This is a genomic window from Ferrovibrio sp. (genome assembly GCF_025869515.1).
Taxonomy (GTDB): Bacteria; Pseudomonadota; Alphaproteobacteria; order Ferrovibrionales; family Ferrovibrionaceae; genus Ferrovibrio.
In genome coordinates this window covers 25,182-50,348 of the sequence record NZ_JAOZVR010000090.1, presented here as the reverse complement: position 1 = coordinate 50,348, position 25,167 = coordinate 25,182, and the positions used below count along the sequence as shown (strand labels likewise).

General features: G+C 65.3%; 25 protein-coding genes and 1 tRNA gene. 20 read left to right on the top strand and 6 right to left on the bottom strand.

The window, feature by feature from the left end; genetic code table 11:
* Positions 1-206: 206 nt before the first annotated feature.
* Entirely contained in the window at positions 207-929 is a 723-nt protein-coding gene (gene phbB, locus OJJ21_RS14665; RefSeq protein ID WP_297687328.1) for an acetoacetyl-CoA reductase, read from the top strand.
* 59 nt (positions 930-988) lie between these two features.
* Here phbB and OJJ21_RS14660 read toward each other — a convergent pair whose 3' ends face one another.
* On the bottom strand, positions 989-1,477 hold the full coding sequence (locus OJJ21_RS14660; RefSeq protein WP_297687327.1) for a hypothetical protein: 489 nt from the start codon (positions 1,475-1,477) through the stop codon (positions 989-991).
* Between the two features lie 183 nt (positions 1,478-1,660).
* On the opposite strand from OJJ21_RS14660, the gene OJJ21_RS14655 reads away from it, so the two are divergent.
* From OJJ21_RS14655 to OJJ21_RS14600, 12 genes are all read left to right on the top strand, one after another.
* A complete protein-coding gene (locus tag OJJ21_RS14655) occupies positions 1,661-2,107 on the top strand; it encodes a hypothetical protein (protein ID WP_297687326.1) in 447 nt (148 codons plus the stop codon).
* 98 nt (positions 2,108-2,205) lie between these two features.
* Positions 2,206-3,024 (top strand): class I SAM-dependent methyltransferase, encoded by an 819-nt coding sequence (locus tag OJJ21_RS14650; protein ID WP_297687325.1) that lies wholly within the window; start codon positions 2,206-2,208, stop codon positions 3,022-3,024.
* Positions 3,025-3,123: 99 nt separating this feature from the next.
* Positions 3,124-3,771 (top strand): isoprenylcysteine carboxylmethyltransferase family protein, encoded by a 648-nt coding sequence (locus tag OJJ21_RS14645; protein ID WP_297687324.1) that lies wholly within the window; start codon positions 3,124-3,126, stop codon positions 3,769-3,771.
* A 113-nt stretch (positions 3,772-3,884) separates the two neighbouring features.
* Entirely contained in the window at positions 3,885-5,093 is a 1,209-nt protein-coding gene (locus tag OJJ21_RS14640; protein WP_297687323.1) for an ABC transporter substrate-binding protein, read from the top strand.
* 79 nt (positions 5,094-5,172) lie between these two features.
* Positions 5,173-5,835 carry a DUF6134 family protein gene (locus tag OJJ21_RS14635; RefSeq protein ID WP_297687322.1) on the top strand — a complete coding sequence of 221 codons (663 nt, stop codon included), beginning with the start codon at positions 5,173-5,175 and terminating at the stop codon, positions 5,833-5,835.
* Positions 5,836-5,867: 32 nt separating this feature from the next.
* The gene (locus OJJ21_RS14630; protein WP_297687321.1) at positions 5,868-6,545 is read left to right on the top strand and encodes a response regulator transcription factor; all 678 of its coding nucleotides are present in this window, start codon (positions 5,868-5,870) and stop codon (positions 6,543-6,545) included.
* Positions 6,546-6,550: 5 nt separating this feature from the next.
* The gene (locus OJJ21_RS14625; RefSeq protein ID WP_297687320.1) at positions 6,551-7,948 is read left to right on the top strand and encodes an ATP-binding protein; all 1,398 of its coding nucleotides are present in this window, start codon (positions 6,551-6,553) and stop codon (positions 7,946-7,948) included.
* 68 nt (positions 7,949-8,016) lie between these two features.
* Complete coding sequence (locus OJJ21_RS14620) at positions 8,017-8,613, top strand: thermostable hemolysin (protein WP_297687319.1); 597 nt, start codon at positions 8,017-8,019, stop codon at positions 8,611-8,613.
* Complete coding sequence (locus OJJ21_RS14615; RefSeq protein WP_297687318.1) at positions 8,610-10,097, top strand: AMP-binding protein; 1,488 nt, start codon at positions 8,610-8,612, stop codon at positions 10,095-10,097. The genes OJJ21_RS14620 and OJJ21_RS14615 overlap by 4 nt, the downstream gene beginning before the upstream one ends.
* On the top strand, positions 10,084-10,761 hold the full coding sequence (locus OJJ21_RS14610) for an iron-containing redox enzyme family protein (RefSeq protein ID WP_297687317.1): 678 nt from the start codon (positions 10,084-10,086) through the stop codon (positions 10,759-10,761). The genes OJJ21_RS14615 and OJJ21_RS14610 overlap by 14 nt, the downstream gene beginning before the upstream one ends.
* The gene (locus tag OJJ21_RS14605) at positions 10,736-11,548 is read left to right on the top strand and encodes an SDR family oxidoreductase (RefSeq protein WP_297687316.1); all 813 of its coding nucleotides are present in this window, start codon (positions 10,736-10,738) and stop codon (positions 11,546-11,548) included. Before OJJ21_RS14610 ends, OJJ21_RS14605 begins: the two co-directional genes overlap by 26 nt.
* A 60-nt stretch (positions 11,549-11,608) precedes the next feature.
* Complete coding sequence (locus tag OJJ21_RS14600; protein WP_297687315.1) at positions 11,609-12,364, top strand: SDR family oxidoreductase; 756 nt, start codon at positions 11,609-11,611, stop codon at positions 12,362-12,364.
* 3 nt (positions 12,365-12,367) lie between these two features.
* Here OJJ21_RS14600 and adhP read toward each other — a convergent pair whose 3' ends face one another.
* Positions 12,368-13,396 (bottom strand): alcohol dehydrogenase AdhP, encoded by a 1,029-nt coding sequence (gene adhP, locus OJJ21_RS14595; protein WP_297687314.1) that lies wholly within the window; start codon positions 13,394-13,396, stop codon positions 12,368-12,370.
* A 226-nt stretch (positions 13,397-13,622) separates the two neighbouring features.
* Between adhP and OJJ21_RS14590 the strand changes: the two genes are divergently transcribed.
* Entirely contained in the window at positions 13,623-14,408 is a 786-nt protein-coding gene (locus OJJ21_RS14590; protein ID WP_297687313.1) for an adenylate/guanylate cyclase domain-containing protein, read from the top strand.
* Between the two features lie 39 nt (positions 14,409-14,447).
* The gene (locus OJJ21_RS14585) at positions 14,448-15,176 is read left to right on the top strand and encodes a class I SAM-dependent methyltransferase (protein WP_297687312.1); all 729 of its coding nucleotides are present in this window, start codon (positions 14,448-14,450) and stop codon (positions 15,174-15,176) included.
* An 86-nt stretch (positions 15,177-15,262) separates the two neighbouring features.
* On the opposite strand, the gene OJJ21_RS14580 is transcribed toward OJJ21_RS14585, so the two are convergent.
* From OJJ21_RS14580 to OJJ21_RS14565, 4 genes are all read right to left on the bottom strand, one after another.
* Positions 15,263-15,337, bottom strand: a tRNA-Gln gene (locus OJJ21_RS14580).
* A gap of 146 nt (positions 15,338-15,483) precedes the next feature.
* Positions 15,484-16,398: a 4-(cytidine 5'-diphospho)-2-C-methyl-D-erythritol kinase gene (locus OJJ21_RS14575; RefSeq protein ID WP_297687311.1), complete on the bottom strand. Its 915-nt coding sequence runs from the start codon at positions 16,396-16,398 to the stop codon at positions 15,484-15,486.
* A gap of 19 nt (positions 16,399-16,417) precedes the next feature.
* The gene (locus tag OJJ21_RS14570; RefSeq protein WP_297687310.1) at positions 16,418-18,160 is read right to left on the bottom strand and encodes a tetratricopeptide repeat protein; all 1,743 of its coding nucleotides are present in this window, start codon (positions 18,158-18,160) and stop codon (positions 16,418-16,420) included.
* Positions 18,161-18,165: 5 nt separating this feature from the next.
* On the bottom strand, positions 18,166-19,812 hold the full coding sequence (locus OJJ21_RS14565; RefSeq protein WP_297687329.1) for an electron transfer flavoprotein-ubiquinone oxidoreductase: 1,647 nt from the start codon (positions 19,810-19,812) through the stop codon (positions 18,166-18,168).
* Positions 19,813-19,955: 143 nt separating this feature from the next.
* On the opposite strand from OJJ21_RS14565, the gene OJJ21_RS14560 reads away from it, so the two are divergent.
* The 5 genes from OJJ21_RS14560 (at position 19,956) to OJJ21_RS14540 (ending at position 25,103) form a co-directional block, all read left to right on the top strand.
* Complete coding sequence (locus OJJ21_RS14560; protein ID WP_297687309.1) at positions 19,956-20,816, top strand: uracil-DNA glycosylase; 861 nt, start codon at positions 19,956-19,958, stop codon at positions 20,814-20,816.
* Positions 20,816-22,030, top strand: coding sequence for an MFS transporter (locus OJJ21_RS14555; RefSeq protein WP_297687308.1), 1,215 nt, complete (start codon positions 20,816-20,818; stop codon positions 22,028-22,030). The genes OJJ21_RS14560 and OJJ21_RS14555 overlap by 1 nt, the downstream gene beginning before the upstream one ends.
* 106 nt (positions 22,031-22,136) lie before the next feature.
* A complete protein-coding gene (locus OJJ21_RS14550) occupies positions 22,137-23,912 on the top strand; it encodes a lytic transglycosylase domain-containing protein (protein ID WP_297687307.1) in 1,776 nt (591 codons plus the stop codon).
* 63 nt (positions 23,913-23,975) lie between these two features.
* A complete protein-coding gene (gene moaB / locus OJJ21_RS14545; RefSeq protein ID WP_297687306.1) occupies positions 23,976-24,551 on the top strand; it encodes a molybdenum cofactor biosynthesis protein B in 576 nt (191 codons plus the stop codon).
* 105 nt (positions 24,552-24,656) lie between these two features.
* Entirely contained in the window at positions 24,657-25,103 is a 447-nt protein-coding gene (locus tag OJJ21_RS14540) for a GNAT family N-acetyltransferase (RefSeq protein ID WP_297687305.1), read from the top strand.
* Positions 25,104-25,167 lie beyond the last annotated feature (64 nt).

Below are 25,167 nucleotides of genomic sequence, written 5' to 3'. Positions count from 1 at the left end.
GCGATGCCAAGAAGGGCCTCGCCACGTTGTGCATCGGCGGCGGCATGGGCATCGCCATGTGCGTGGCCCGCGACTGATCACACCCCGCAGGGGCCGGGAGGGGGTATCCCGGCCTTTGTTTCATATCAATGCCGGGCGGCGCACATCTGACATCATAAACGCTGGCCGCACCGGCGAACCAGAAAAGTCCAACAGGAGGAGAATCCATGTCCCGCGTAGCGATTGTCACTGGCGGAACCCGAGGGATCGGTGCCGCGATTTCCAGGCTGCTGCATCAGAGCGGTTACAAGGTTGCGGCCAACTACGCCGGCAATACCGAACGCGCCAAGGCCTTCGAGGCCGAGAGCGGCATCAAGACCTATAAATGGGATGTCGCCAATTACGAGGAATGCCTCGCCGGCGTGAAGCAGGTGGAGCGCGACCTCGGACCGGTCGACGTGATCGTCAACAATGCCGGCATCACCCGCGACGGCACCATGCACAAGATGAGTCACGATCAGTGGCAGGCCGTGCTGGATACCAATCTCGGCGGCTGCTTCAACATGTGTCGTGCCACCATCGACGGCATGCGCGAGCGCGGTTTCGGCCGCATCGTCAATATCGGTTCGATCAACGGTCAGGCCGGCCAGTATGGGCAGGTCAACTACGCCGCCGCCAAGTCGGGCATCCACGGTTTCACCAAAGCGCTGGCGCAGGAAGGTGCGGCGCGCGGCATCACCGTCAATGCGATTGCCCCGGGTTACATCGATACCGACATGGTCTCCGCGGTGCCGGCGAATGTGCTGGAAAAGATTGTGGCCAAGATTCCGGTCGGTCGCCTGGGACGTGCCGAGGAAATCGCCCGCGGCGTATTGTTCCTGGTCGCCGATGAAGGCGGCTTCATCACCGGCTCGACGCTCAGCATCAACGGCGGCCAGCATATGTACTGAACCGGCACCGGCCGTATCTGCACAAAGGCCCGCGGCGCAAGCTGCGGGCCTTTTCGTTTTCAGGGTGCCGTGTCGAGCGGCGAGAGTGCTGTCAGCAGGAAGCCGACCGAACCGTTCTCGCGCAGGAAGGGCAGGGTCAGGCGTTCCACCTGCATGAATTCGCGCGACGGGATCATGAAGGACGAGCGGCTGATATGCGGCTGCCCTGTTGCGATGGCCTGATTGAGGCGGCTGATATTCAGGCGTATTTCCGGCGTGTCACCGATTTCGTCAAGAAACCGCCCGGTGGGATCGAAGCCGAACATCTCGACGATGGCCGTGCCAACGAGGCGGTAGTGAAAGCGCCAGGGATCGCCGGGCCTCTCTTCCGAACCGGGTGGCGGGCCGGGATGCAGTTCCATCAGGATCAGTCCCGGCAGCACGGCCGGCGGCAGTGCCAGCGGATCGAGGGCGGAGCGTCGCGGCGGGCTGCCGTCAGCCCCGCGATTCGCAGTCCAGAATTCGAGCAGTCGAACCAGATTGGCGCTGATCAATTCGATCTGCAGCATGTTTCCGGCATCCCATGCCTGCGGCATGCCGCAGCGTTGCATTGCGGCGCAGTCAAGTAAAGGAAATCCCGAATTTCAGGGAAAGCTGAGGCGCAGCCGCGATTTGTCACGACCATAGGCAACATAAATTCGCCATGATCGCTGCGCAGTCTGGCTTCGTAGCAGTCCAAAGGAGGCTGTGCCATGAAACCCCTGTTTGCTGCCGCTGCCCTGTTTGCCGTCGCGGGCGGAATCGCGCTGGCGTCGCCGGCCAAAGCCGACAGTTTCTCCTTCAGTTACTCCAGCGGCGGCTGGTATGGCCAACCGCGGTATCACAACCGGCATGGTTATCGTCATCATCACAGTTACTACAGCAGCCGGCATTACTGGGGGCCGCCAGCCTATTATGCCCCGCCGCCCCGGGTGGTGGTGGTCCAGCCGCCGCCGGCCTATTACCCGCCGCCGCCAGTGATCTACGCCCCGGCACCTTATGGGCAGGTCTCGGCGGTGCCGGCATCGCCGGTCTACCAGGCGCCCAACGGCCAGTATTGTCGTGAATACCAGGCCGGCGTCACGGTCAACGGGCGGGTGCAGCCAAGCTACGGCACGGCCTGCCTGATGCCCGATGGCGCCTGGCGCGTGGTCAACTGAGCTGTCATCCGACTGTCACGACCCCTGACCACACCATAGTCACGCCCAAACCGTCGCATCGTCACTAACTCTGCTCGCACAGCAGAGACGGAGGCGGTGTGACCATATCCCGGCAAACCTATCTGAAACGCGGTTATCGCCGCATCGGCGGCTGGCTGTTTCCCTACAGCGCGCGCTTCATCGATTCGCTGCTCGATCTGCAGCTTGAATCCGGTGTGCAGGGCGCTGTTGGCGAGATTGGCGTACATCACGGCAAGCTGTTCCTTCTGCTCGCGCTCGGCCGCCGGCCGGGCGAATCCGCTTTCGCCATCGATGTCTTCGATGACCAGCATCTCAATCTGGACCGGTCCGGTGCCGGTGATCGCGACATCTTTCTGGCCAATGCACGGCGCTGGCTGGAGCCGGCGAACCGGCTGGACATCCTGCAGCGCTCCTCGCTCGATGTGCGCCCCGACGATCTTCTGCGGCTTTGCGGGCCGGTGCGTCTGGCCTCTATCGATGGCGGGCATACCGAGGACTGCGTGCTGAACGATCTGGCGCTGATCGGGGCCGTGCTGGCCCCGAGAGGAGTGGTTGTCCTCGATGACAATTTCAACGAATTCTGGCCCGACGTTTCCTCCGGTGTGGCGCGCTATCTGTTCGATCCGGCAGCCCGGCTGCGTCCATTCGCGATCACGCCGAACAAAACCTATTTCGCGGCTGCCGAGGATGCCGGTTTTTACCGCCGCGCTCTGCGCAACCGGAATGGCTACTATTTCGAAAAGACGGCGCGGCTGTTCGGTAACGATGTCGATATCTTCGGTACCCAGGCCTACAGTTTTTCGCTTAAGAAGCGCGTGATTGAATGGGTGCGTCACACGCCTGTCGCGCCCTATGCCCGCGCGCTGCGCGCAACGGTCCGGCGTCTGGCGCGCTGACCCGGCCTGCGGCCAGTTGCCGCAGCATGCCGCCTTTTCTGTAAGCGGGCTGCAAGCCCGCTGCCGTTTTCTGCGGGGACTCTGAGAAAGGCCCCCCGCATGACGATAACCATACCGGCCCTTACGCTGGCCGCACCGGCCGATGACACGCTCGGGCAGGTGCAGCGTCGGCGCAAACGCGTCATTCTTGCCATTGCTGTCCTGGCATTTACGGTTCTGCTGTTTACCCGGTCGATGTGGCCGGCGTCTTTGCACGAAGCCTGCGAATATGCCGGCTATGGCCTGATCTTCATCTGTATTGCCGGCCGGACCTGGTGCGCGCTCTATATCGGCGGTCGCAAGAAAACGCTGCTGGTCGATGAGGGGCCGTATTCGATCAGCCGCAATCCGCTGTATCTGTTTTCCATACTCGGCGGTGTCGGCGTGGGCCTGCAGGCGGGTAATCTCGCCACCGGACTTGCCCTTGGTCTGTTCGTTTTTGCGGTTTTCAGCGTGGTGATCGCGCAGGAGGAGGCGTTTCTCAAATCCCGTTTCCCGTCGGAGTTCGCCGCTTATGCCGCGCGGGTGCCCCGCTGGGGGCCCCGGCTGTCGGGATGGCGGTCCGCCGCGGAGGTGCTGGTGCAGCCGCGATTCGTATTCACCACCTTCCGCGACGCGCTGTGGTTCGTGGCGGCCATCCCGGTGATGGAGAGTATCGAACTGGCGCAGAAAACCGGTTGGCTGCCGGAACTGCTGCGGCTGCCCTGACGGCTGGTGCGTTGTGCATCGCAGCAATCGATTGCCGGCGCGAAATAGCGATTGACGATCGTTGGTAAGGCAAACAATACTTCCTCATAACAAAAATATGGAGGAAACCCGCCATGCGCATCGTCATCTGTGCCGCCCTGCTCGCTTTGGCCGGCAGCGCCGCTTTGAATCCTGCTCTGGCCGCCGATCCGAAACCGGTCAAGGTCGCTGTGCTCAACGACATGTCCAGCGTCTATGCCGATTTCCAGGGGCCCGGCTCGGTGCTGGCCGCCCAGATGGCGGCGGAAGACTACATGAAGACCAGCAAGCGCAAGGTCGAGGTGATCTTCGCCGATCACCAGAACAAGCCCGATGTGGGCGCCAACGTGGCACGCCAGTGGTATGATATCGACAAAGTCGATGTCATCGTGGATATTCCGCACTCCGCAGTGGCACTGGCGGTCAACGAGATCGCGCGCGACAAGAACAAGGCCGTGATCGGCTCGGGTGCTGGCAGCGTGGTGCTGACCGGCGAGCGCTGCTCGCCGAATTTCGTGCACTGGACTTATGACACCTGGTCTTACGGCCATTCGGCGGCACGCGCCGCTTTCGCCCAGGGCGGCAAGAAGTGGTTTTTCCTCACCGCCGACTATGCCTTCGGCCATGACCTGGAAAAGCAGGCCTCCGATGAGATCAAGTCGCTTGGCGGCACTATCCTTGGCGCCGTGCGTCATCCGGTGGGTGTCGCCGATTTCAGTTCCTTCCTGTTGCAGGCCCAGTCATCGGGCGCCGATGTCGTGGCCTTTGCCAATGCCGGCGGCGACCTGACCAATTCGCTGAAGCAGGCGGCGGAGTTCGGCATGGCCGACAAGCAGCGTATCGTCGGCCTGATCTTCGGCGTCACCAATGTGCCGGCGCTTGGTCTGAAGGCGACACAGGGCCTGCAGTCGGTGGCGCCCTTCTACTGGGATTTGAACGACGGCACTCGTGAATGGTCGAAGCGCTTCCAGGCCCGCCATGCCAAGAAGATGATGCCGAATGACATGCATGCCGGCGTCTATGCCGGCGTGCTGCATTACCTGAAGGCGGTTGACAAGGTAGGCGAGGCGACCGATGGCCGTGCCGTGGTGGCGGCGATGAAGGCGATCCCGACCGACGACCCGCTGTTCGGCAAGGGCAGCATCCGCATCGATGGCCGCAAGCTGCATCCGATGTATGTGCTGGAAGCCAAGAAGCCGGCCGAATCGAAGGGCGACTGGGATTTCCTGAAGGTTGCCGCCACCGTGCCGGCCGACAAGGCCTTCCGTCCGCTCGCCGAGGGCAACTGCCCGCTGGCCAAGTAAACCGGGCGGCAGCGTAAGTCGCCTGTAAGCTTGGTGCTGGATACTCGGCGGCAATCGTCCGTATTGCCGTCGAGGATCCATGCTCCGCAAAACCGTTTCCACCGCCCGGGCCGCCGTTGTTCTGGCGGTTGCTGCCCTTTCGCTCTCCGCGCTTCCGGCCGTCGCCGCGCCCCCGCCCGGCGGCAGCCTCGATTTCACTGTGCTGCGCAACGGCAGCCAGGTCGGCCGGCATGAAATGCTGTTCCGCAACGAAGCGGATGGCCTGAAGATCGATATCCGCACCAATGTCGCGGTCAAGGTCGCTTTCATCACGGCTTACCGTTTCGAGCATGAAGGCCATGAGATCTGGCAAAATGGCCGGCTGATCCGCCTGTGGTCGAAAACCAACGACGACGGCACGCCGCATGTGCTGGACGTCAGTGCCGGCGGCAACGAGCTTTCGGTCATGGCTGATGGCAGGGAGGCCGAGCGGGCCACCGTCAGCATCCCGGCCAGCCTGTGGAACGAACGGATCGTGCAGCAGAGAAGCATTCTCAATACGCTGGACGGCAGCCGCATGACGATCGCGGTGGCCGATCTGGGGCCTGAAACCGTACCGGTGAAAGGCCGGCCGGTCCCGGCCCGCCATTATTCCATCACCGGCGATTTGCAGCGCGAACTCTGGTATGATGCGCAAAACGTACTGGTCAAGGTGCGTTTTAAGGCCAAGGATGGCTCGGATATTGAATATCTGCGTCAATAGCGTCGTGTGATGCAGTAAGGGACGGGGCGCCGATGCGCCTGCTGCTGGTGGAAGATGAGGTGCAGCTGCGCGATCTGGTGCAGCGCAGCCTGGCGCGGTCTGGCTTCACCGTTGATGCTGTGGGCGAGGTCGGCGATGCGCAGGCGGCGCTGGCGGCCTCGCGCTATGACGTCATTGTCCTCGATCTCGGTCTGCCCGATGGCGACGGCCTGACCCTGCTGCGCGAGCTGCGCAGCCGGCGCGATGCCACGCCGGTGCTGGTGCTGACGGCGCGTGACGGCGTTGATGATCGGGTGGAGGGGCTGAACAGCGGCGCCGATGACTACCTGCTCAAGCCCTTTGCCATGCCCGAGTTGATCGCCCGTCTTAAGGCATTGCTGCGCCGGCCCAGCGGTGCGCTCGGACTGGTGCTTGAAGCCGGCAATATCAGCTTCGATACCGTTGGGCGCGCCCTCACCATCGGCGGCAAGCCGGTCAGCCTGACGCCGCGCGAGATGGCCCTGCTGGAAAACCTGCTGCGCCGCGCCGGCCGCGTGGTGCCCAAGACCTATCTGGAAGAACGTATCTACGGCTTCGACGACGAGGTGACGCCGAATTCGCTGGAGGTGTTGCTGCACCGTCTGCGCAAGAAGCTCGAAGGCAGTCAGTTCTCCGGCGAGATCCATACCGTCCGCGGGGTCGGTTATCTGCTGGCGGAGACAGGGCGCTGACCGATTTGCAGAAACGGCGCTGGTCGTTGCAGGCGCGCCTGGCGTGGCGTCTCGGCCTGGTGCTGCTCGGCTCGATCCTGCTGGTGACCGCCGTAATCGTGCATTACACATGGCAGGCGATCGACAATCTCGACGATGCCAGCCTGCAGGTTCAGGCCGAACAGGTCGCCAGTTATGTACGGCTGGAGCGCGACAAACCGGTCCTGCGGCTGCCGCCGGCGCTCGCGCGTGCCTACCAGGATGCCGGCGACGGCTATCTCTATGCCATCATCGACAGGCAAGGCGAAATCCTGATCGCATCGAGCCAGAAGGCCGGCGACACCTTCAGCGCGTTGCCGCGCGAACGGCTGAAAGCCGGCGAGCCGATTTTCCGCCTGTATGATCCCGATGGCCGCGGCACGCCGCATTATGCGCTGATCGCCGCCGTGCCGGTGGCCAGCGACCTGCTGGTCGTGGTGGCACAGGGCTATATCCATGAGGACGTCTATGTCGATTCGCTGGTGAAGGAATTCATCGAGCATATCGGCTGGACCCTGCCGGTGATTTTGCTTGTGGCGCTGCTGATCTCGATCTGGACCATTCGCAGCAGCCTGCGGCCGATCAAGGACCTGTCGGATCGTGCGCTGCTGATCGGGCCGGCCACGCGCGACCTGCGTCTGCCGACCGGCGAGGTGGCGGTGGAAATCCTGCCGCTGATCGCGGCGATCAACAGCGCGCTCGACCGGCTGGAACACGGTTTCGACATGCAGCGGCGCTTCACTGCCAATGCCGCCCATGAGTTGCGCACGCCGCTGGCGGTGCTGACCGCGCGATTGGCCGAGCTTGACGACAATGTCGTCGCGCGCCAGCTCGGCGAGGATATAGCGCGGATGAATCGTCTGGTGGCGCAGCTGCTGCAGGTTTCACGCCTGGAAGCCGCGCCGCTGAAGATCGAGGACGCGGTCGACCTCAACCATCTGGCCGAGACGGTGGTGAGCTATCTTGCGCCGCTGGCGATCCAGCAGCATCGCACCATCGCCCTGCAGCCGGCCGCCGCCCCGGTGGTGGTGCAGACCGCGCGGGTTGCGCTGGAGGGTGCCCTGCGCAACCTGGTCGAAAACGCCCTGAATCACACCCCGGCCGGCAGCGAGGTGATGGTCGCCGTCGGCACGGATGGCAGCCTGAGCGTGCGTGATCACGGTCCCGGCGTGCCGCCCGAGTTGCGTGGCCAGATTTTCGAACGCTTCTGGCGCGGCCGCGCGCAGAATGGCCATGGCGCCGGTCTCGGCCTGGCCATCGTGGCGGAAACCATGCGGGCACTCGGCGGCAGCGTCAGTGTGACGGATGCCCCGGGCGGTGGCGCCATTTTCGTGCTGCACTGTGCCGGCGAAACCGCCGGTTTCGGCTCGCTGAAAAAGAGATAAGGCGCCGTAAGGCGTCTGTAAGCCCAGGCGTTTACGCAGGACGCATCACAGCCCCAGCCGAGGTGCGTATGCGTTTTGAAATTGTCCTGCCCGACAGTGCCCTGCGGCCTGCCGTCGAGGCCATGGTGCGTACCGTCTTCTACACGGAATATGGCGCGCGCATCGCAAGCTTCCCAGATCGTATGATCGTGGTGCTCGACGATGCCGGTGCGCCGCGCTGCGCCGCCGGTCTGCGCGACGCGAAAACCGGCTTCTTCTCCGAACAGTATCTCACCCAGCCGCTGGAGCAGGCGATTGCCGGTGCCGCCGGCCGTGCTGTGCCGCGCGAAGCCGTGCTGGAACTCGGCTCGGTCGCCGCCAGCCGGCCGGGCGCATTGCTCATGCTGCTGCGCGGCTTCGCCCATATCGGCCTTGATTCCGGCTATCGCTGGGGCGTCTTCACCGCCACCAACCGGCTGCGCCGGCTGGCCCGGCGTTTCGCCATCGACATCGCCGATCTCGGCCCGGCCAGTGCCAGTCATGTCCCCAACCCGCAGGACTGGGGTCGCTACTACGAAAACGACCCGCGCGTCTGCGCCGTGGAAGGCCTGCCGGCCGAAGAGCGGCTGGAAGTCTCGCGCATGCCGTGCGGCGCCGAAACGGTGCTGGCGAGGGCAGGCACATGAGCGACGTGCTGGCGGCACTCGGCAACCTTGCCGCGACCGAGCGCGAGGCCTTCAGCGACCAGAGCGGCAGCATCACCTATGCGGCACTGGCGCGTCGCGTTGCCGGCACTGCCGCCGCGCTGCAGAACCTGCCGCCGGTGCTCGGCCTGCTGGGGCCCAGCAGCATCGACTGGCTGGTGACCGATCTCGCCGCCTGGATGGCGGGCAAGACGCTGGTGCCGCTGCCGCATTTCTTCGCCGATGCGCAGCTGAAGCATATCCTGTCCGATGCCGGCATCACGACGGTATTGGCCGCTGATGACCAGATGGCAAGGGCGCAGGCCTTCAACATCGCCGTCATGCCGCTGCCGCGCGATGAGGCGGCGTGGCAGCCGGCCGTGATGCGTGGCACTCGCATCGTCTACACCTCGGGTTCGACCGGCGCGCCCAAGGGTGTGCTGCTTGGCGCCAATCAGATGCGGCAGAGTTGCGCCGCGCTGCTGCAGGCCAGTGGCGCCGGCGCTGCCGACCGGCACCTGTCTGTGCTGCCCTATGCCCTGCTGCTGGAAGCCATCTGCGGCATCTATCTGCCGATCCTCGTGGGTGGCAGCTGCGCCATCGATGCCACCGTGGTTGCCGCCCAGGGTCCGGAGATCGCGGTGCGCCTCGGCGAGGCGGCGGCGCGCGAGAGGCCCAGCACCACGGTTCTGGTGCCCCAGTTGCTGCAAGCCTGGGTAATGATGGCCTCGATCGGCCGGGTCGCCGTGCCCGACAGCCTGCGCTTCGTCGCGGTCGGCGGCGCCGCGGTGCCCGACAGCATCGCGGCCCGTGCCTGGGAACTCGGCATTCCGGTGCATGAAGGCTATGGTCTGACCGAATGCTGTTCCGTTGTGGCGGTGAACCGCCCAGGCGACCGGCGCGGCGGTACGGTGGGGCGCCCGCTGCCCGGCTGCGCCGTCAGTATCGCGCCCGATGGCGAGATCGTGGTGCGCGGCCCGGCCGTGGCGCAGGGCTATCTCGGCCGCAGCGACGGACCCGCCGATGACCTGTGGCATACCGGCGATCTTGGCAGCCTGGATGCCGACGGCTACCTGCGCGTCACCGGTCGCAAAGACAACCTGATCGTCACCGCCAACGGCCGCAACATCGCGCCGGAATGGGTGGAAACCATGCTGCTGGCGGATCCGCGCATCGGGCGTTGCGTGGTGCTGGTGGCACCCGACGGCCAGCTCGCCGTGCTGCTCGAAGCTTCGCCGCTCGGTGCTGCCTGGCTCGGCAAGGCCGATCCGGCGCGGCTTGCAGGCCTGGTCGCAACCCTCGCCGCCGCGGCACCCGACTATGCCATCCCGCACCGTATCGCTGTGATCGCCCCTGACGGCCTGGCGGCGGCCGGACTGCTCACTGCCAACGGCCGGCCGCGGCGGCGCGAGATCGCCGCGCGGTATCCCGATTTCTTTCCCGCCCATGACGGGCAAACCATGGAGATGCAGCATGCAGTTTTTTGAGCGCCTGTTCGCCGAGACGCGGACGGAACGCGATGCCTTCATTGCCACGCCGGTGATCCAGCGCGCCCTGCGCCAGGGCGTGCCGGCCGGCATGTATATCGCTTTTCTTGGTCAGGCCTATCACCATGTGCGCCATACCTGCCGCCTGCTCGGCACCGCAGTGGCGCGCTGCACCGATCGCGACCAGCGCTACATCAACGCGCTGCTGGAATATATCGAGGAAGAGCGCGGTCACGAGGAATGGATTCTCGACGATATCCGCGCGCTGGGCGGCGATGCCGAAGCCGTGCGGGCCGGGCAGGGCGATCTGCCCTGCCGGCTGATGGTGGCCTATGTCTACTATGCCATCGAGCATGTCAGTCCCTATGCCATGCTCGGCATGGTGCATGTGCTGGAGGGCATGTCGGCGGCACTGGCGACGGCTGCGGCCGGCACGCTGAAAACCGCACTCGGCATCCAGGATGGCCGCGGCTTCAGCTATCTCGGCTCGCATGGATCGCTCGATCAGGAGCATGTCGCCTTCTTTCGCGACCTTGTGAACGGCATCGACGATTCCATCGCGCAGGAGGCCATCATCGAAACCGCGCGCGTCGTCTATAAACTCTATGCCGATATGTTCAGCACCATCGAGGCGCGGCATGCCGCGGTCAGTCATGCTGCTTGAGGGCCGCAGTATCGTCATCACCGGTGCCGGCAGCGGCATCGGCCGGGCCCTGGCGGTCGCCCTGGCCACGCGTGGCGCCCGCGTCATCCTGGTCGGCCGCCGCGCTGCCGCACTGGCTGAAACGGCGATGCAACTGCCGGTCGGCGTGCGCAGCCTGACCGTGGTTGCCGATATCACCACGGCGGCCGGCCGAGCCATGATCGTCGAGTCCTGCCGCAATGATGGCCTTGATATCCTGATCAACAATGCCGGCATCGTCGCCAGCGGCCTGCTGAGCGATCTGGGCGATGCCGAACTGCAGCGTCTGGTTGCCACCAATGTAGCTGCGCCGATTGCGCTGATCCGCGACCTGCTGCCGCTGCTGCGCCTGTCCGACCGGCCGCGCGTGGTCAATATCGGTTCGGTCTTCGGCGATATCGGCCATCCGTATTTCGCCGCCTACTGCGCCAGCAAATTCGCCCTGCGCGGCCTGTCGGACGCGTTGCGCCGCGAGCTGGCGACCGATGGCATCGGCGTGACTTATGCGGCACCGCGTGCCACCCGCACGGCGGCGGCCGACGGGTTCAGCGACCTGGTCGCGCCCTTTGCCATGGTGCTGGACGAGCCGGCCGCCGTGGCGGCGCGGATCGTGACCGGGATCGAAAACGAGGCCGATACCATTTATCCGCGCGGGCCGGAACGGCTGTTCGTCTGGCTGCAGCGCCTGCTGCCCGGCGTGGTCGACCGCGCCCTGGCGGCGAAAGGCCGCAAGGTGCGGCGCCTGCTGGAGGCGCGCCCGACGGCTTGACCGCGCCAGTGGCGCAACCAAACTGCGGTTTGCACGTTTGGCTGCGCAATGGAGGCGGACATGAAAGTCGTGGCGATCACCGGCGGGGCCCAGGGCATCGGGCGTGGCATCGCGCTACGCTTCGCCAAAGCCGGCTATGCGGTCTCGATCGCGGATCGGGCCGCGGATGCCGGCGCCGAACTGCTCGACCTGCTGGCCGGGCAGGGCGCCAGGGCCAGTTTCGCCGTCACCGATGTGGCCGACCCGAAATCGGTTGAGGCCTGGCTGGCCCAGACCATCCGCGACCTCGAGTGTCCTACCGTGCTGGTCAACAATGCCGGCTTCATGATCCGCAAGCCATTCCTCGAGCTGCCGCTGGAGGATTTCGACGCCGTGATCGCCACTAACCTGCGCGGCACCTTCCTCTGTTCGCAGCTGGTCGCCCGCGAGATGGCGAAACGCGACATCCATGGCGCCATCGTCAATATCGCCTCGACGCGCGCTTTCATGTCGGAGCCGGATACCGAGGGATACACCGCCTCCAAGGGCGGCATCGTCGCGCTTACCCATGGCATGGCGATGAGCCTGGCACTGCAGCGCATCCGGGTGAACAGCATCAGTCCGGGCTGGATCGAAACGCGCGACTGGCAGTATGCCGCGCGCTCCGGGACGCCGCAGCATTCGCGGGCAGACCGCGAGCAGCATGCGGTCGGCCGCGTCGGCACGCCCGAGGATATCGCCGAAGCCTGCCTCTATCTGGCCGAAGCGGGCTTCGTCACCGGCCAGAACCTGATCGTCGATGGCGGCATGAGCGTGAAGATGGTCTACGCTGAATAGGTCTCAGCCGATATCCAGCACGATGCGGCCATCCACCTTGCCGGCCTTGAGGTCGGCGAAGATCGCATTGATGTCTTCCAGCCTGCGGTGATGGATATGCGCCTTCACCTTGCCTTCGGCGGCGAATTCCAGCGCCTCGGCCAGGTCGTTGCGACCGCCGACGATGGAGCCGCGCAACGTGATCCGCTTCAACACCACATCGAAGATCGGGGTGGCAAAGGTGCCGGGCGGCAGACCCACCAGGCTGATCGTGCCGCGCCGGCGCACCAGGCTGAGCGATTGCGCGAAAGCCACCGGTGATACCGCCGTGACCAGCACCCCATGGGCGCCGCCGCCCGTCGCCTTGATCACCTGCGCCGCCGCATCGGGGGCGCGGGCATCGATGGCGATATCGGCGCCGAGCGTACGTGCCAGGGCCAGCTTTTCCTCGGCCACGTCGAGTGCGACGACATGCAGGCCCATCGCCTTGGCATATTGCACGGCGATATGGCCGAGGCCGCCGAGGCCGGAAATGGCGATCCACTCGCCGGGCTTTGCTTCGGTTTCCTTGATGCCTTTATAGGTGGTGACGCCGGCGCACAGGATCGGTGCCAGCGCGGCGAAGTCCGGGTTTGCGGGCAGGCGGCCGACATAGGCGGCGGCGCCGATGGCATAGTCGGCGAAGGTGCCATCCACGCCATAGCCGCTGTTATGCTGCTGCTCGCAGAGCGTTTCCCAACCGCCGGCGCAGTGTTCGCAACCGCCGCAGGCATCGTGCAGCCACGCGATGCCGACCGGATCGCCTTCTTTCAGTCCTGTCACGCCGGGGCCGAGGGCCGCCACGATGCCGGCGCCTTCATGGCCGGGAATGAAGGGCAGTTTCGGTTTCACCGGCCAGTCGCCGTCGGCGGCGTGCAGGTCGGTATGGCAGACGCCGCTGGCCCTGATCCGCACCAGCACCTCGCCGGGGCCGGGCGTCGGCACCGGAACCCGCTCGATAATCAGCGGCCTGCCGAATTCCCGCACCACTGCGGCCTTCATCATCTGCGTCATGACCTGTATCTCCTGACCGGATGGGCGCAGAATAGGCAGCTATGCCGTAACGGCCTTGAGGCAGATCAACCCGGCTGGCATCGCAAAAAATGGCATGGATTGGCCATACATGGCGCCGGGGCCGGGTGTGCGCACGGTTACAGACAGGTTCACGCGGCCTTTATTGCAGCGCCGGTTCCGTATAAGCTTGGCGGAAATCCGCAAAGGGCCGCCCCAAGATGCGCCTATGACCGACCAGGCTTCAGGTATCCGTCGCAAACTGATCACGATCTTCTGCGCCGATGTGCAGGGCTACAGCGCGCTGGTCGAGCGCGATGAGGTCGGCACGGTCACGCGGCTGAAGCAGTATCGCGAGATCATGGTGGATCTGATCGGGCGCCATCATGGCCGCCTGATCAACACCTGGGGCGACGGGCTGGTGGCCGAATTCGGTTCGCCGGTGGAGGCCGTCTTCTGTGCCGTGGAAACCCAGCGCCGCCTCGCCACGCGCAATGCCGAAGATCCCGCTATGCCGCCCATGTGGTTCCGCATCGGCATCAATCTCGGTGACGTGATGATCGAGGGTAGCGATATCTATGGCGAGGGCGTGAATATCGCCGCACGCTTGGAGTCGCTGGCGGAGCCGGGTGGCATCTGCATCTCCGGCACGGTCTTCGAGCAGGTGCGCAAGAAACTGGATATCGGCTTCGATTTCCTCGGTGACCGCGAAATCAAGAATATCGCCGAGCCGGTTGCGGCCTATCGCGTGCAGATTTCGCCTGGCATAGCGCGACCCGCGCCTGTGCAGATGCCGGGTAGTGGCCTAGAATCCGATGCTGATGCAGCGATTGCAAAATGGCGCGGGCAAGCCTGGAAGCTTGGTGTGTTGGCCGCATTCCTGCTGATCGTTAACCTGCTGACCAGTCCCGGCCGGATGTGGTTTTACTGGCCGCTGCTCGGGTTCGCATTTTTCCTGCTGATGCGCTGGCCGAGCGGTGTTGATCCACGCCGGCTGTGGCAGTCAAGGCAATAATAACATGTTACTGATCTTGCTGGTTCGGACTCAGCCGGTATGACCATTGCCACATCATCGACGCAGCAACGTTCCGCGTGGGAGGGCAAGCCGGTACTGCGAGCTGTTTACACAGCCTATCACCATCGCATCCGCCAGGCCTGCAGGCCAGGACGAACGCTCGAGATTGGGGCTGGGTCGGGGCACCTGCGTGCCGGCCTATCTGATTGCATCGGCATGGACATCGTGACGACGCCCTGGATCGATGTGGTCGGCGACGCCCATTCCCTACCTTTTCGTGACGGCGCCATTGCCAATCTGGTAATGATCGATGTTTTCCATCACTTGGCGTATCCGACCGCATTTCTGCGCGAGGTCTTCAGGGTGCTGCAGCCGGGTGGAAGGTTGATCATGATTGAACCGGCGGTGACGCCGGTAAGCGTGCCGATCCTCAAGCTGTTTCACCACGAGGATATGATCATGCGCGTCGATCCCTTTGCCGACGGACCGCAGACCGGTCCGGATCCGGCTGACGCGAATATGGCTTTGCCCCATCTGGTGTTCGTCACCCATCAACGCCGCCTGGCTGAAATGTTCCCCGGAATGGTGATGGCCAAGCGAAGCTGGTTCGATTTATGGGCCTATCCGTTGTCTGGTGGTTTTCAGCGTTGGAGTCTGTTGCCGGCAGCCTTTGCCCGGCCTCTTCTCGCACTTGAGGCGAAGCTGGAACCGCTTCTGGGGCGGCTCTTGGGGTTTCGCATGATGGTAGTGATGGAAAAACAGCCCTGAGCCGATGAACGCCGTCCCTGCCGCCGATGTGTTGCCGCTGCTCGGACCAGAGGCGATGCTTTGGAATATAAGTGAAGATGATAAGTTGGCTGGGGCGGGAGGGATCGAACCTCCGAATGGCGGTACCAAAAACCGCTGCCTTACCGCTTGGCTACGCCCCAGCAGACGCCCTTTGATGCGCAGGGCGCGGCGCGGGCGGGACAATAGGCGGCGCGGCCGAAAATATCCAGCCTTTGGTGCCGCCGTTCCGGCGCGGATTTCGGGGCTTCCGGCCAGGGATTTTCAGTGGCCGTCAGGCGGTTGCGGCTTATCCCGCCGCGGTCGCCGCCACCCACCATTTCGGGTAGGCGCGGGCCAGGTTGCGGGCGGCGAAATCGGCATCGCGTTTTTCCGCGAACAGTCCGAAGCAGGTCGCCCCCGAGCCTGACAGCCGCGCCAGCAGGCAGCCGGCCTGGGCCTTCACGGCGGCCAGCACCGGATCGATCTCCGGAGCCAGGAAACGCGCCGGCGCCTCCAGGTCGTTGCGGCGCGCGCGCAACAGGATGGCGAGGTCGGCGGCGCTGTCGGGCCGGCGCTCCAATGGCATCGGCATGCCGAACCGGCCGGTCCCTAGTCCGGCATTCAGGGCGGAAAAGACGTCTTTCGTCGCCAGCGCGACGCCGGGATTGGCCAGCACCAGCCAGAAGGGCGGCAGCGGCGGCAGTGCACAGAGCTCCTCGCCGATGCCGGTCATCAGCGCGGCGCGGCCGAGCAGGCAGGCCGGGATATCGGCGCCGAGCGGCAATGCCGCGCGGGCCAGAGCCTCGTCATCGACCTCGATCTGCCACAGTGCGCGCAGGGCATGCAGGGTGGCGGCGGCATCGGCCGAGCCGCCACCGATGCCGGAGGCGACCGGCAGGGTCTTGGTCAGGGTAATGGCGGCGCCCGCTTCACGCATTGCCCGGCCATTCATCGTCTGCAGCTGGCGGGCGGCGCGCAGCACCAGATTGCTGTCGCTGTCGGGTGGGAGGGCTGCGGCCTGCGGACCGGCCAGTACCAGTGTCAGGTCATCGGCCGGCGCCACCGCGATGCGGTCGCAGGCAGCCGGGTCCTGCGCGAAGACCACCAGGCTTTCCAGTTCATGATAACCGGCCTGTGCCGCATGCGCCGGCCGCCGGCCAGTGACATGCAGGAACAGGTTGATCTTGGCCGGGGCCAGCCGGCTCAGGCCTGCTGCGGTCATCGTGCGCCGTTCATGGTTTTTACTTGGCGGCCACCGGATCGAGGCCCTGGTCGAGCTTGCGCTGCACCTGCAGGGCGAGCTCCTGCTCGGGCTTGAGGCCGAGTGCGCGGCGCCACTGGAATTTTGCCTCTTCCTGCCGGCCGACACGCCAGTAGGCATCGCCCAGATGATCGGTGATCACCGGGTCGCCGCCCTTCAGCTCAACGGCGCGTTCCAGCTGCACCACGGCTTCGTCATAGCGGGCCAGGCGATACAGCGCCCAGCCGAGCGAGTCGACGATGGCACCGTCATTGGGCCGCAGCTGCACGGCGCGTTCGATCATGCGCGTCGCCCGCTCGATATTGCGATGCATGTCGATCCAGGAATAGCCGAGATAGTTCAGCACCAGCGGCTGGTCGGGCTGCAGCTCCAGCGCCTTCAGCATGTCGGCTTCGCCCTTGTCGAACTGCTTGGAGCGTTCATAGGCCACGCCACGGCCGAACAGGATGGTCCAGTGGCGCTGTTCCAGCCGCGGAATGCGCGCCAGGGCAGCCGTGTATTCGCGCGCCGAGTCCGGCCATTTTTCCATCTGGCGATACATGTCGGCGAGCGTCAGCAGGGCGCGCGGGCTGTTGCTGTCCGCACTCGCCATGCGGCGCAGGATGCGCACGGCCTCGTCGGTGCGGCCGAGTTCGCTGATGCACCAGGCCTGGCGCAGCTGCGCGCTTTCGGCATAGGCCGAATTCAGCGACACGCGGGCATACATCGCCAGCGCCTGGTCGTAGCGCTCGCGGCTTTCGTAGATATCGCCCAGCAGCATGCGGGCATCGTCCAGGTCCGGCCGCATGAACAGCGCCAGCTGCAGATGCAGTTCGGCCAGGTCGCCGCCGTCGCTGCGGCCCAGCGCCGTGGCCGACGCGAACATGGCTTCGGCCATGCCTTCGACGGCATTGCCGACCAGCGGGGCGCTCGGCTGTTTGGAGTCGAGGCGGCGCAGGGCAGTCAGCAGCACCGGATTGTCCGGGTTGAACACCATCTGCTCTTCCAGCAGCCGGCGTGCATCGGCTGCGCGGCCCTGGCGTTCCAGGAAACGGGCGAAGCCGTCGATCTGGCGCGTGCCGGCGCGCTCGCGGCCTTCGATGGCCTCGCGATAGGCGGCCTCGGTCGGCTCCGGCTGATTCAGGATATCGAGCAGGATCGGCTTGAGATGCATGTAGACGCCGCTGAACAGCGGATGGCGCTCCAGCTTCTGCAGGCTGGCGATCGCCTGGTCTGCCTCGCCCTTGCCGGCATAGGCAAAGGTCTGCAGCAACGGATTGAAGGCGGCGTGAATCCCGCCGCTGGGGCCCTCGGCCACCAGGCGCAGCACGGCATCGTAATCGCGCGCCAGCATCAGGGCCGAGGCCTGCGTCATGCGCGGCAGGTATTCGGACGGATTCATCTGGCGCAGCGAGGGCGTCAGCACGACGGCCTCATTGACCCGGCCATCGGCGATCAGCGCGATGAAGGCGCCCTGGGTCAGCAATGCGCTTTCAGGGTCCTCGCGCAGGGCGCGCATGTAGTAATTGGCCGCCGCCGTATTGTCGTTCATCTGGCGGGCATGGCGGGCGGCCAGGAAATTGCCGTACGGGCTGTCGAGCCGGTAGCCGCTGCGCGACGGCGCCCCGGACATCATGCTGCTGTTGCTGCTGCAGGCTGCCAGCGGCAGCAGGCTTGCTGCCAGCAGCAAGGCAGCGCGGACGGGACGGAAGATGAAACGCTTGCGGGAGGCTCTGTCTGTCATCTGTCTCACATGTTGGGATAATTCGGACCGCCGCCCCCCTCCGGGACGGTCCAGTTGATATTCTGCGCCGGATCCTTGATGTCACAGGTTTTGCAATGGACGCAGTTCTGGGCATTGATCTGGAAACGCGGATTGTTGCCCTGGTCGTCGCGCAGCACTTCATAGACACCGGCCGGGCAGTAGCGCTGCGCCGGTTCGTCGTAGATCGGCAGGTTGCGCGCGATCGGGATCGATGGGTCCTTCAGCTGCAGATGGATCGGCTGATCCTCCTCGTGGTTGGTGTTCGACAGGAACACCGAGGACAGCTTGTCGAAGCTGATCTTGCCATCGGGTTTGGGATAGGCAATCGGTTTACAGTCCTTTGCCGGCTTCAAAGTCTCGTGATCAGCCTTGGCGTGATGCGTGGTCCAGGGCGCCAGGAAGCCCAGTCCGAGATCGTTCAGCCACATATGGATGCCGCCGACCAGCGTGCCGAGCCACATGCCGTAGCCGAGCGCCGGTTTGACATTGCGCACCTTCCACAGGTCCTTGAACGACCAGGATGCCCTGAAGGCTTCCGGATAGGCAGCCAGTTCGTCGCCGCCGGACGTGCCGGCCTTCAGCGCCTCGAAAGCGGCTTCGGCGGCCAGCATGCCGGTCTTCATCGCGTTGTGGCTGCCCTTGATGCGTGGCAGGTTGACGAAACCGGCCGAGCAGCCGATCAGCGCTCCGCCCGGGAAAGTGAGCTTCGGCACCGACTGCAGTCCGCCTTCGTTGATCGCGCGCGCGCCGTAGGAAATGCGCTTGCCGCCCTCGAAGAAATCGCGCACCGACGGATGCGTCTTGAAGCGCTGGAATTCATCGAAGGGCGAGAGATAGGGGTTCTGGTAATTCAGGTGGATGACGAAGCCGACCGCCACCTGGTTGTCTTCCAGATGATACATGAAGCTGCCGCCGCCGGTCTTGCTGTCCAGCGGCCAGCCCTGGGTGTGGATCACCAGGCCGGGCTTATGCCGGGCCGGATCGATCTGCCACAGCTCCTTGATGCCGATCCCGAACTTCTGCGGATCGACGCCGTCGCGCAGCTTGAATTTTGTCTGCAGCTCTTTCGCCAGCGAACCGCGCACGCCCTCGGCGATCAGCGTGTATTTGCCGCGCAACTCCACGCCGGGCGTGTAGCTCGACTTATGCTCGCCGTCGCGGCCGATGCCCATGTCGCCGGTGGCGACGCCGACCACTTCGCCCTTGTCGCCATACAGCACCTCGGCGGCGGCAAAACCCGGGAAGATTTCCACGCCCAGCTCTTCGGCCTGGCTGGCCAGCCAGCGGCAGACATTGCCGAGCGATACGATGTAGTTGCCGTGATTGTTCATCAGCGGCGGCAGCAGGAGGTTCGGAACCGGGATGTGATTCGCTTCGGTCAGGATCATGAAGCGGTCGTCGGTGACCGGGGTATTGAGCGGCGCGCCCTTGGCCTTCCAGTCCGGAATAAGCTCGTTCAGCGCGATCGGGTCGATCACCGCACCCGACAGGATATGGGCGCCGACCTCGGAGCCCTTTTCGATCACGCAGACTGAAATTTCGTGGTTTTGCTCAGTTGCCAGCTGCTTCAGGCGGATCGCGGCGGACAGGCCGGCCGGGCCTGCACCGACGATCACCACGTCGTATTCCATCGTTTCGCGTTCCGACACGGGGCACCTCGGATATTGGTAGCGATTTTTTATTTGGGAACGTCGGGGCCGGTCAGCTTGACGCTCCATGCCTGCTTACCAGACTATGGGGGGCAAGCCAACGGCGCCACCCCCGTCCAGCATCGATGAACGCCACGGAAACCCCTGATTTTCCTCCCTCTCTGCTCGACATCGCGCTCTTCTACGCCGAGGCCGGGGTGGACGAGGCGATCGGCGAGCAGCCGGTCGACCGGACGGTCGCGCCGCCTCCCAAACCGCAGCCGGCGGTCGCAGTTCCGGCTGCCGTTGCGGCAGGCGCGCCCCCTCCTGCGAGTCCGGGCAGCGGCGTGCAGGCGGCGCTGGCCTCGCGGGCGGCCCAGCCGGCCAGCGTGTCGGCCCAGCAGGCAGAGACGGCCGCCACGCAGGCAGCCCGGGCCTGCAATACGATTGCCGAACTGGAAGCCGCTATCAGAGCTTTCGACGGCTGCGCGCTCAAAGCCACCGCCACCAACACGGTGATTGCGCGCGGCAACCCGCAGGCCAAACTGATGATCGTGGGCGAGGCGCCGGGCCGCGACGAGGATGCGCAGGGTCTGCCTTTCGTGGGCGAGAGCGGCCAGCTGCTTGACAAGATGCTCAAGGCGATCGGCCGCGACGAGAGCAATGTCTATATTTCCAACCTGCTGTTCTGGCGCCCGCCGGGCAACCGCGATCCCTCCGCCGAGGAGATCGTCGCCTGCCGGCCCTTCATCGAGCGGCTGATCGAGCTGGTGAATCCGAAAGTGCTGGTCTGCACCGGCAAATTCTCCACCGGTACCCTGCTCGGCACCACCCAGGGCATCACGCGGGTGCGTGGCCGCTGGCACGACTACAAGCGCGGCGACATCGCGGTGCCGGCCATGCCGATGCTGCATCCGGCCTATCTGCTGCGCCAGCCCGGCGTGAAGCGTGAAGCCTGGCGCGACATGCTGGAACTCGCCGCCAGGCTGGACGAGCTCGGCGTCTGATGCCGGGCATCTTTTATGGCTGGGTGGTGGTGGCCGCCGCTTTCCTGGTCATGTTCACCGGTTTCGGCGCGGCCTACAGCTTTCCCGCCTTCTTCGACCCGTTAAGCCGCGAATTCGGCGCCTCGCGCGCCACGGTGTCGCTGGTGTTTTCCGCCGCCGGCTTCCTCTATTTCGCGCTCGGCGCCATCAGCGGCCGGCTGGCCGACCGCATCGGCCCGCGCCCGGTGGTCGGTTTCGGCATGGCCTGCACCGGCGCCGGGATGATCGCGGCCAGCTTCGCCGACAGCCTCGCCGCCATCGTGATCTTCTACGGCATCGGCATCGGCGTCGGCGTCGGCTTTTCCTATGTGCCGGCCATCGGCACGGTGCAGCGCTGGTTTCTCGCCAAACGCGGCCAGGCGTCGGGCTGGGCGGTGGCCGGCATCGGGATCGGCACCATGGCGGCGCCACCCGTCGCGGCCTATGCCATCGAAGTCTTCGGCTGGCGCGGTGCCTATGTCGGCTTCGGCATCGCCACCTTGCTGCTCGGTGCGCTTGCCACCCTGCTGCTGCGCGCCTCGCCGGCCAGCATGGGGCTGCAGCCCGATGGTGCCGCCCTTCCAGCTGCGACCGCCGCGCCCTCGGGGCCACCGCCGGGATTGGAACTCGGCACCGTGCTGCGCCATCCGGTGTTCTGGCTGCTCTATCTCGCCTGCGGACTCAACTGCATCGGCACCTTCGTGCCCTTCGTGCATCTGGCTCCCGCTGCGATGGATCAGGGGCTGAGCCGGGGCGAGGGCGTCTGGCTGGTCGGCCTGATCGGCGTCGGCAGCACGCTCGGCCGTTTCGTGCTCGGCGGCCTGGCCGATCGCCTGGGGCGTGGCCGCAGCCTCGGCCTGCTGATGCTGTGCAGCGGCATTGCGCTGCTTTACTGGAATTTCGCGCAGGGCTTCGCCGCGCTCGCCGTCTTCGCGCTGGCCTTCGGGCTGTTCTACGGTGGTTTCGTCGCTCTGGTGCCGGCTTTCACCGCCGACCTGTTCGGCCTGCGCGCCATGTCGGCGGTGCTTGGCGTGCTCTACACCTCGGTCGCCTTCGGTACCCTGCTGGGGCCGACGCTGGCCGGCTGGGTGTTCGATACAACCGGCAGCTACACCTGGCCGATCCTGATCTGCGCCGCCGGCTGCGTGGTTGCGGCCGGCATGGTGCTGAAACTGCCGCACAGCTTAAATCGTTGACTAAGCCATTGGAAAAGCAGGCTGCCACCATTGGTTGCGGCAAGTTTAGTTGTACCTTAACCGCTTCTGCGCTATCCCGGGCGACCAAAATCGTCTGGGGGAAGGCATGCGCCTTGGGGGGCTGATACTCGCCTGCGGTCTGCTGCTGACGGCCGTGATGCCAGTCAGGGCGCAGGAGACGACCGTCGAGCTGCCCGGCGTGCTTGGTGCCGCCGACATCGACCGCTATCAGCGCATCTTCGATTTCCAGGCCGAGGCCGACTGGGCCAGGGCCGACCGCGAGATCGCCCGGCTGGGCGACAAGCTGCTGCTCGGCCATGTGCTGCAGCAGCGCTACCTGCATCCCACCGCCTATAACGCCGGCTATCCCGAACTGCTGGCCTGGCTGAAGCAGTATCGCGACCATGCCGGCGCCGAAGAGGTCTATGGCCTGGCGATGCGCAAGAAGCCGCGCAAGGACAAGGCGCCGCCGGCGCCGCTTGGCGTCGAACTCGGCGATTACGACGGCGATCCAGGACTGGTCGCCACCACGCGCCGCCGGCCGCAGCCGCGCGACCGCGATCCCGCCCATGCCCGCGCCATCAGCCAGGCCGCCGGGCAGTTCGCATCGCTGCTCAAGCGCGACCGCCTCGACGAGGCAGCGGCCTTTCTCGCAAAACCCGAGATACGCAGCAAGGTGAGCGCCTCGGAATACGATGAATGGCGCAAGCGGCTGGCCTGGCTGTATGTGCTGGAGGGCAACGATGCGCGGGCGCTTGAGCTGGCCGCCCCGGCGGCGCAGCGCTCGCGTGCCCGCGTGCCCGATGCCGACTGGATCGCCGGCCTTTCCGCCTGGCGGCTCGGCCGTTACGACAATGCCGCGCATCATTTCGAGAATCTGGCTTTCTCCAAAACCGCCACCGCCTGGGACCGTTCGGCCGGAGCCTGGTGGGGCGCCCGCGTCATGCTGCGTCTGCGCCAGCCGTCGGAAGCGATCCGCCTGCTCGAAGTCGGCGCCAACGAGGAACGCACCTTCTACGGCCAGCTCAGCCTGGCCCAGCTCGGCACCGACCAGCCCTTCAGCTGGGCGCCGCCGCCGCTCTCGCCGGACGAACTGCGCCGCCTGAAGGATATTCCGGCCATCCGCCGCGCCATCGCACTCAGCGAAGTGGGCGAGGCGGTGCGCGCCGACCGCGAAGTGACGCGGCTGTTCAGCCAGGCCAGCGACGACCTCGCCTCGGCTCTGCTCGGGCTGGTCAGTCGCATGCAGGCGCCAGCCTCCACCATGCGCATCGCCATCGCCTGGTACAATGTGAAGGGCGAGAGCCACGACCACGCGCTCTATCCGCTGCCCCCCTGGGAACCCGATGGCGGTTTCAGTGTCGACCGCGCGCTGGTCTTCGCTTTCATGCGCCAGGAAAGCGCCTTCAACGCCCGCGCCATGAGTTCGGCCGGCGCCACCGGCCTGATGCAGCTGATGCCGCGCACCGCCGGCGCCGTGGCCGGCGACAAGAGCCTGCGCAGCAAGAACGGCCGCCATAAGCTGTTCGCGCCGGAATACAATATCGAGCTGGGCCAGCGCTACCTGCAGCATCTGCTCGACATGCCGATGATCAAGGGCAACCTGTTCCATCTCGCCGCCGCCTATAACGGCGGGCCGGGCAACCTGCAGAAATGGATCCGCGCCAATCCCGATATGGCCGCCAACGATCCCTTCCTGTTCATCGAGACCATTCCGCTCTCCGAGACGCGGATTTTCGTGCAGCGCGTGCTGACCAATTACTGGATCTACCGGTCGCGCATCGGCCAGCCCGATACCTCGCTGAGCGCCGCCATGACCGGCGAATGGCCGCAGTATCGCGGCTTCGACCGCGGCGACCAGCGCGCGGAAAAAAAGAACTGACGCCTAGCCGCAGCCTGTTACAGATCATAGGTTAAGCGCGTCTCTGTTTTCAGGAGCGGCGCCATGACCGAACTTCAGCCCCAATCCTACATCGATGCCGAGGGCAAGCGCCTGTTCGTGCCGGTGCGCATCGCCGTGCTCACCGTGTCGGATACCCGCAGCTTCGAGGATGACAAGTCCGGCAACACGCTGGCCGAACGGCTGACCGGGGCGGGGCACCGGCTGGCGGCGCGCGCCATCGTCAAGGATGACGTGGCCGAGATCCAGGGCCAGCTCACCGACTGGATCGACGACGATACCGTGGATGTGATTCTCGCCACCGGTGGCACCGGCGTGACGGGACGCGATGTGACGCCCGAGGCTTTCGATGGCATCTACGAGAAATCCATTCCGGGCTTCGGCGAGCTGTTCCGCATGCTCAGCTACCAGAAGATCGGCACCTCTACGATCCAGTCGCGCGCCACTGCCGGCGTCTGTCGCGGCACATATCTGTTCGCGCTGCCCGGCTCGCCCGGCGCCTGCCGCGATGCCTGGGACATGATCCTCAAGGACCAGCTCGACTACCGCCACAAGCCGTGCAATTTCGTCGAGCTGTTTCCGCGCCTGCGCGAGCATGAACGGCGCGGCGCCGGCAAATAGCCGCGCGGCGGCAAACTGGCCCCATGATTTTCGCAGGAACTGGCGCTTATCCTGGAACCGCTTCCGGGGTAATCGGGTCAGGTAAAAACTGCAGAAAGTGTCACCATGTCCGATATCGTCATCCGCTCCATTGTCGCCAGCGAACGCAAACAGTGGGAGCCGCTCTGGCTCGGCTATCTCGCCTTCTATGAAAAGAGCGTGCCGCAGGCCGTCACCGATTCCACCTGGGCCCGCCTGCTCGATCCGCAGAATGCCATCGAAGGGCTGATCGCCTGGGAAGGCGAGCGCGCGCTCGGCCTGGTGCAATACCTGCTGCATCCGTCCACCTGGAACATGGGCGGCAACGTCTATCTGCAGGACCTGTTCGTGGTGCCCGAAGCGCGCGGCAAACGCATCGGCCGCCGCCTGATCGCCGCGGTGACCGGGATTTCGAAGCAGAAGGGCGCCGGCGTGCTCTACTGGCAGACCGAGGAATTCAACGGCACCGCCCGGCGGCTGTATGAACGCGTCGCCAAGCGCGCGCCCTTCGTGCGCTACAATATCGAGCTGTAAGCAGCATTGTCGCTCCCGCGAAAGCGGGAGCCTAGTTCTGGATTCCCGCTTTCGCGGGAATGAC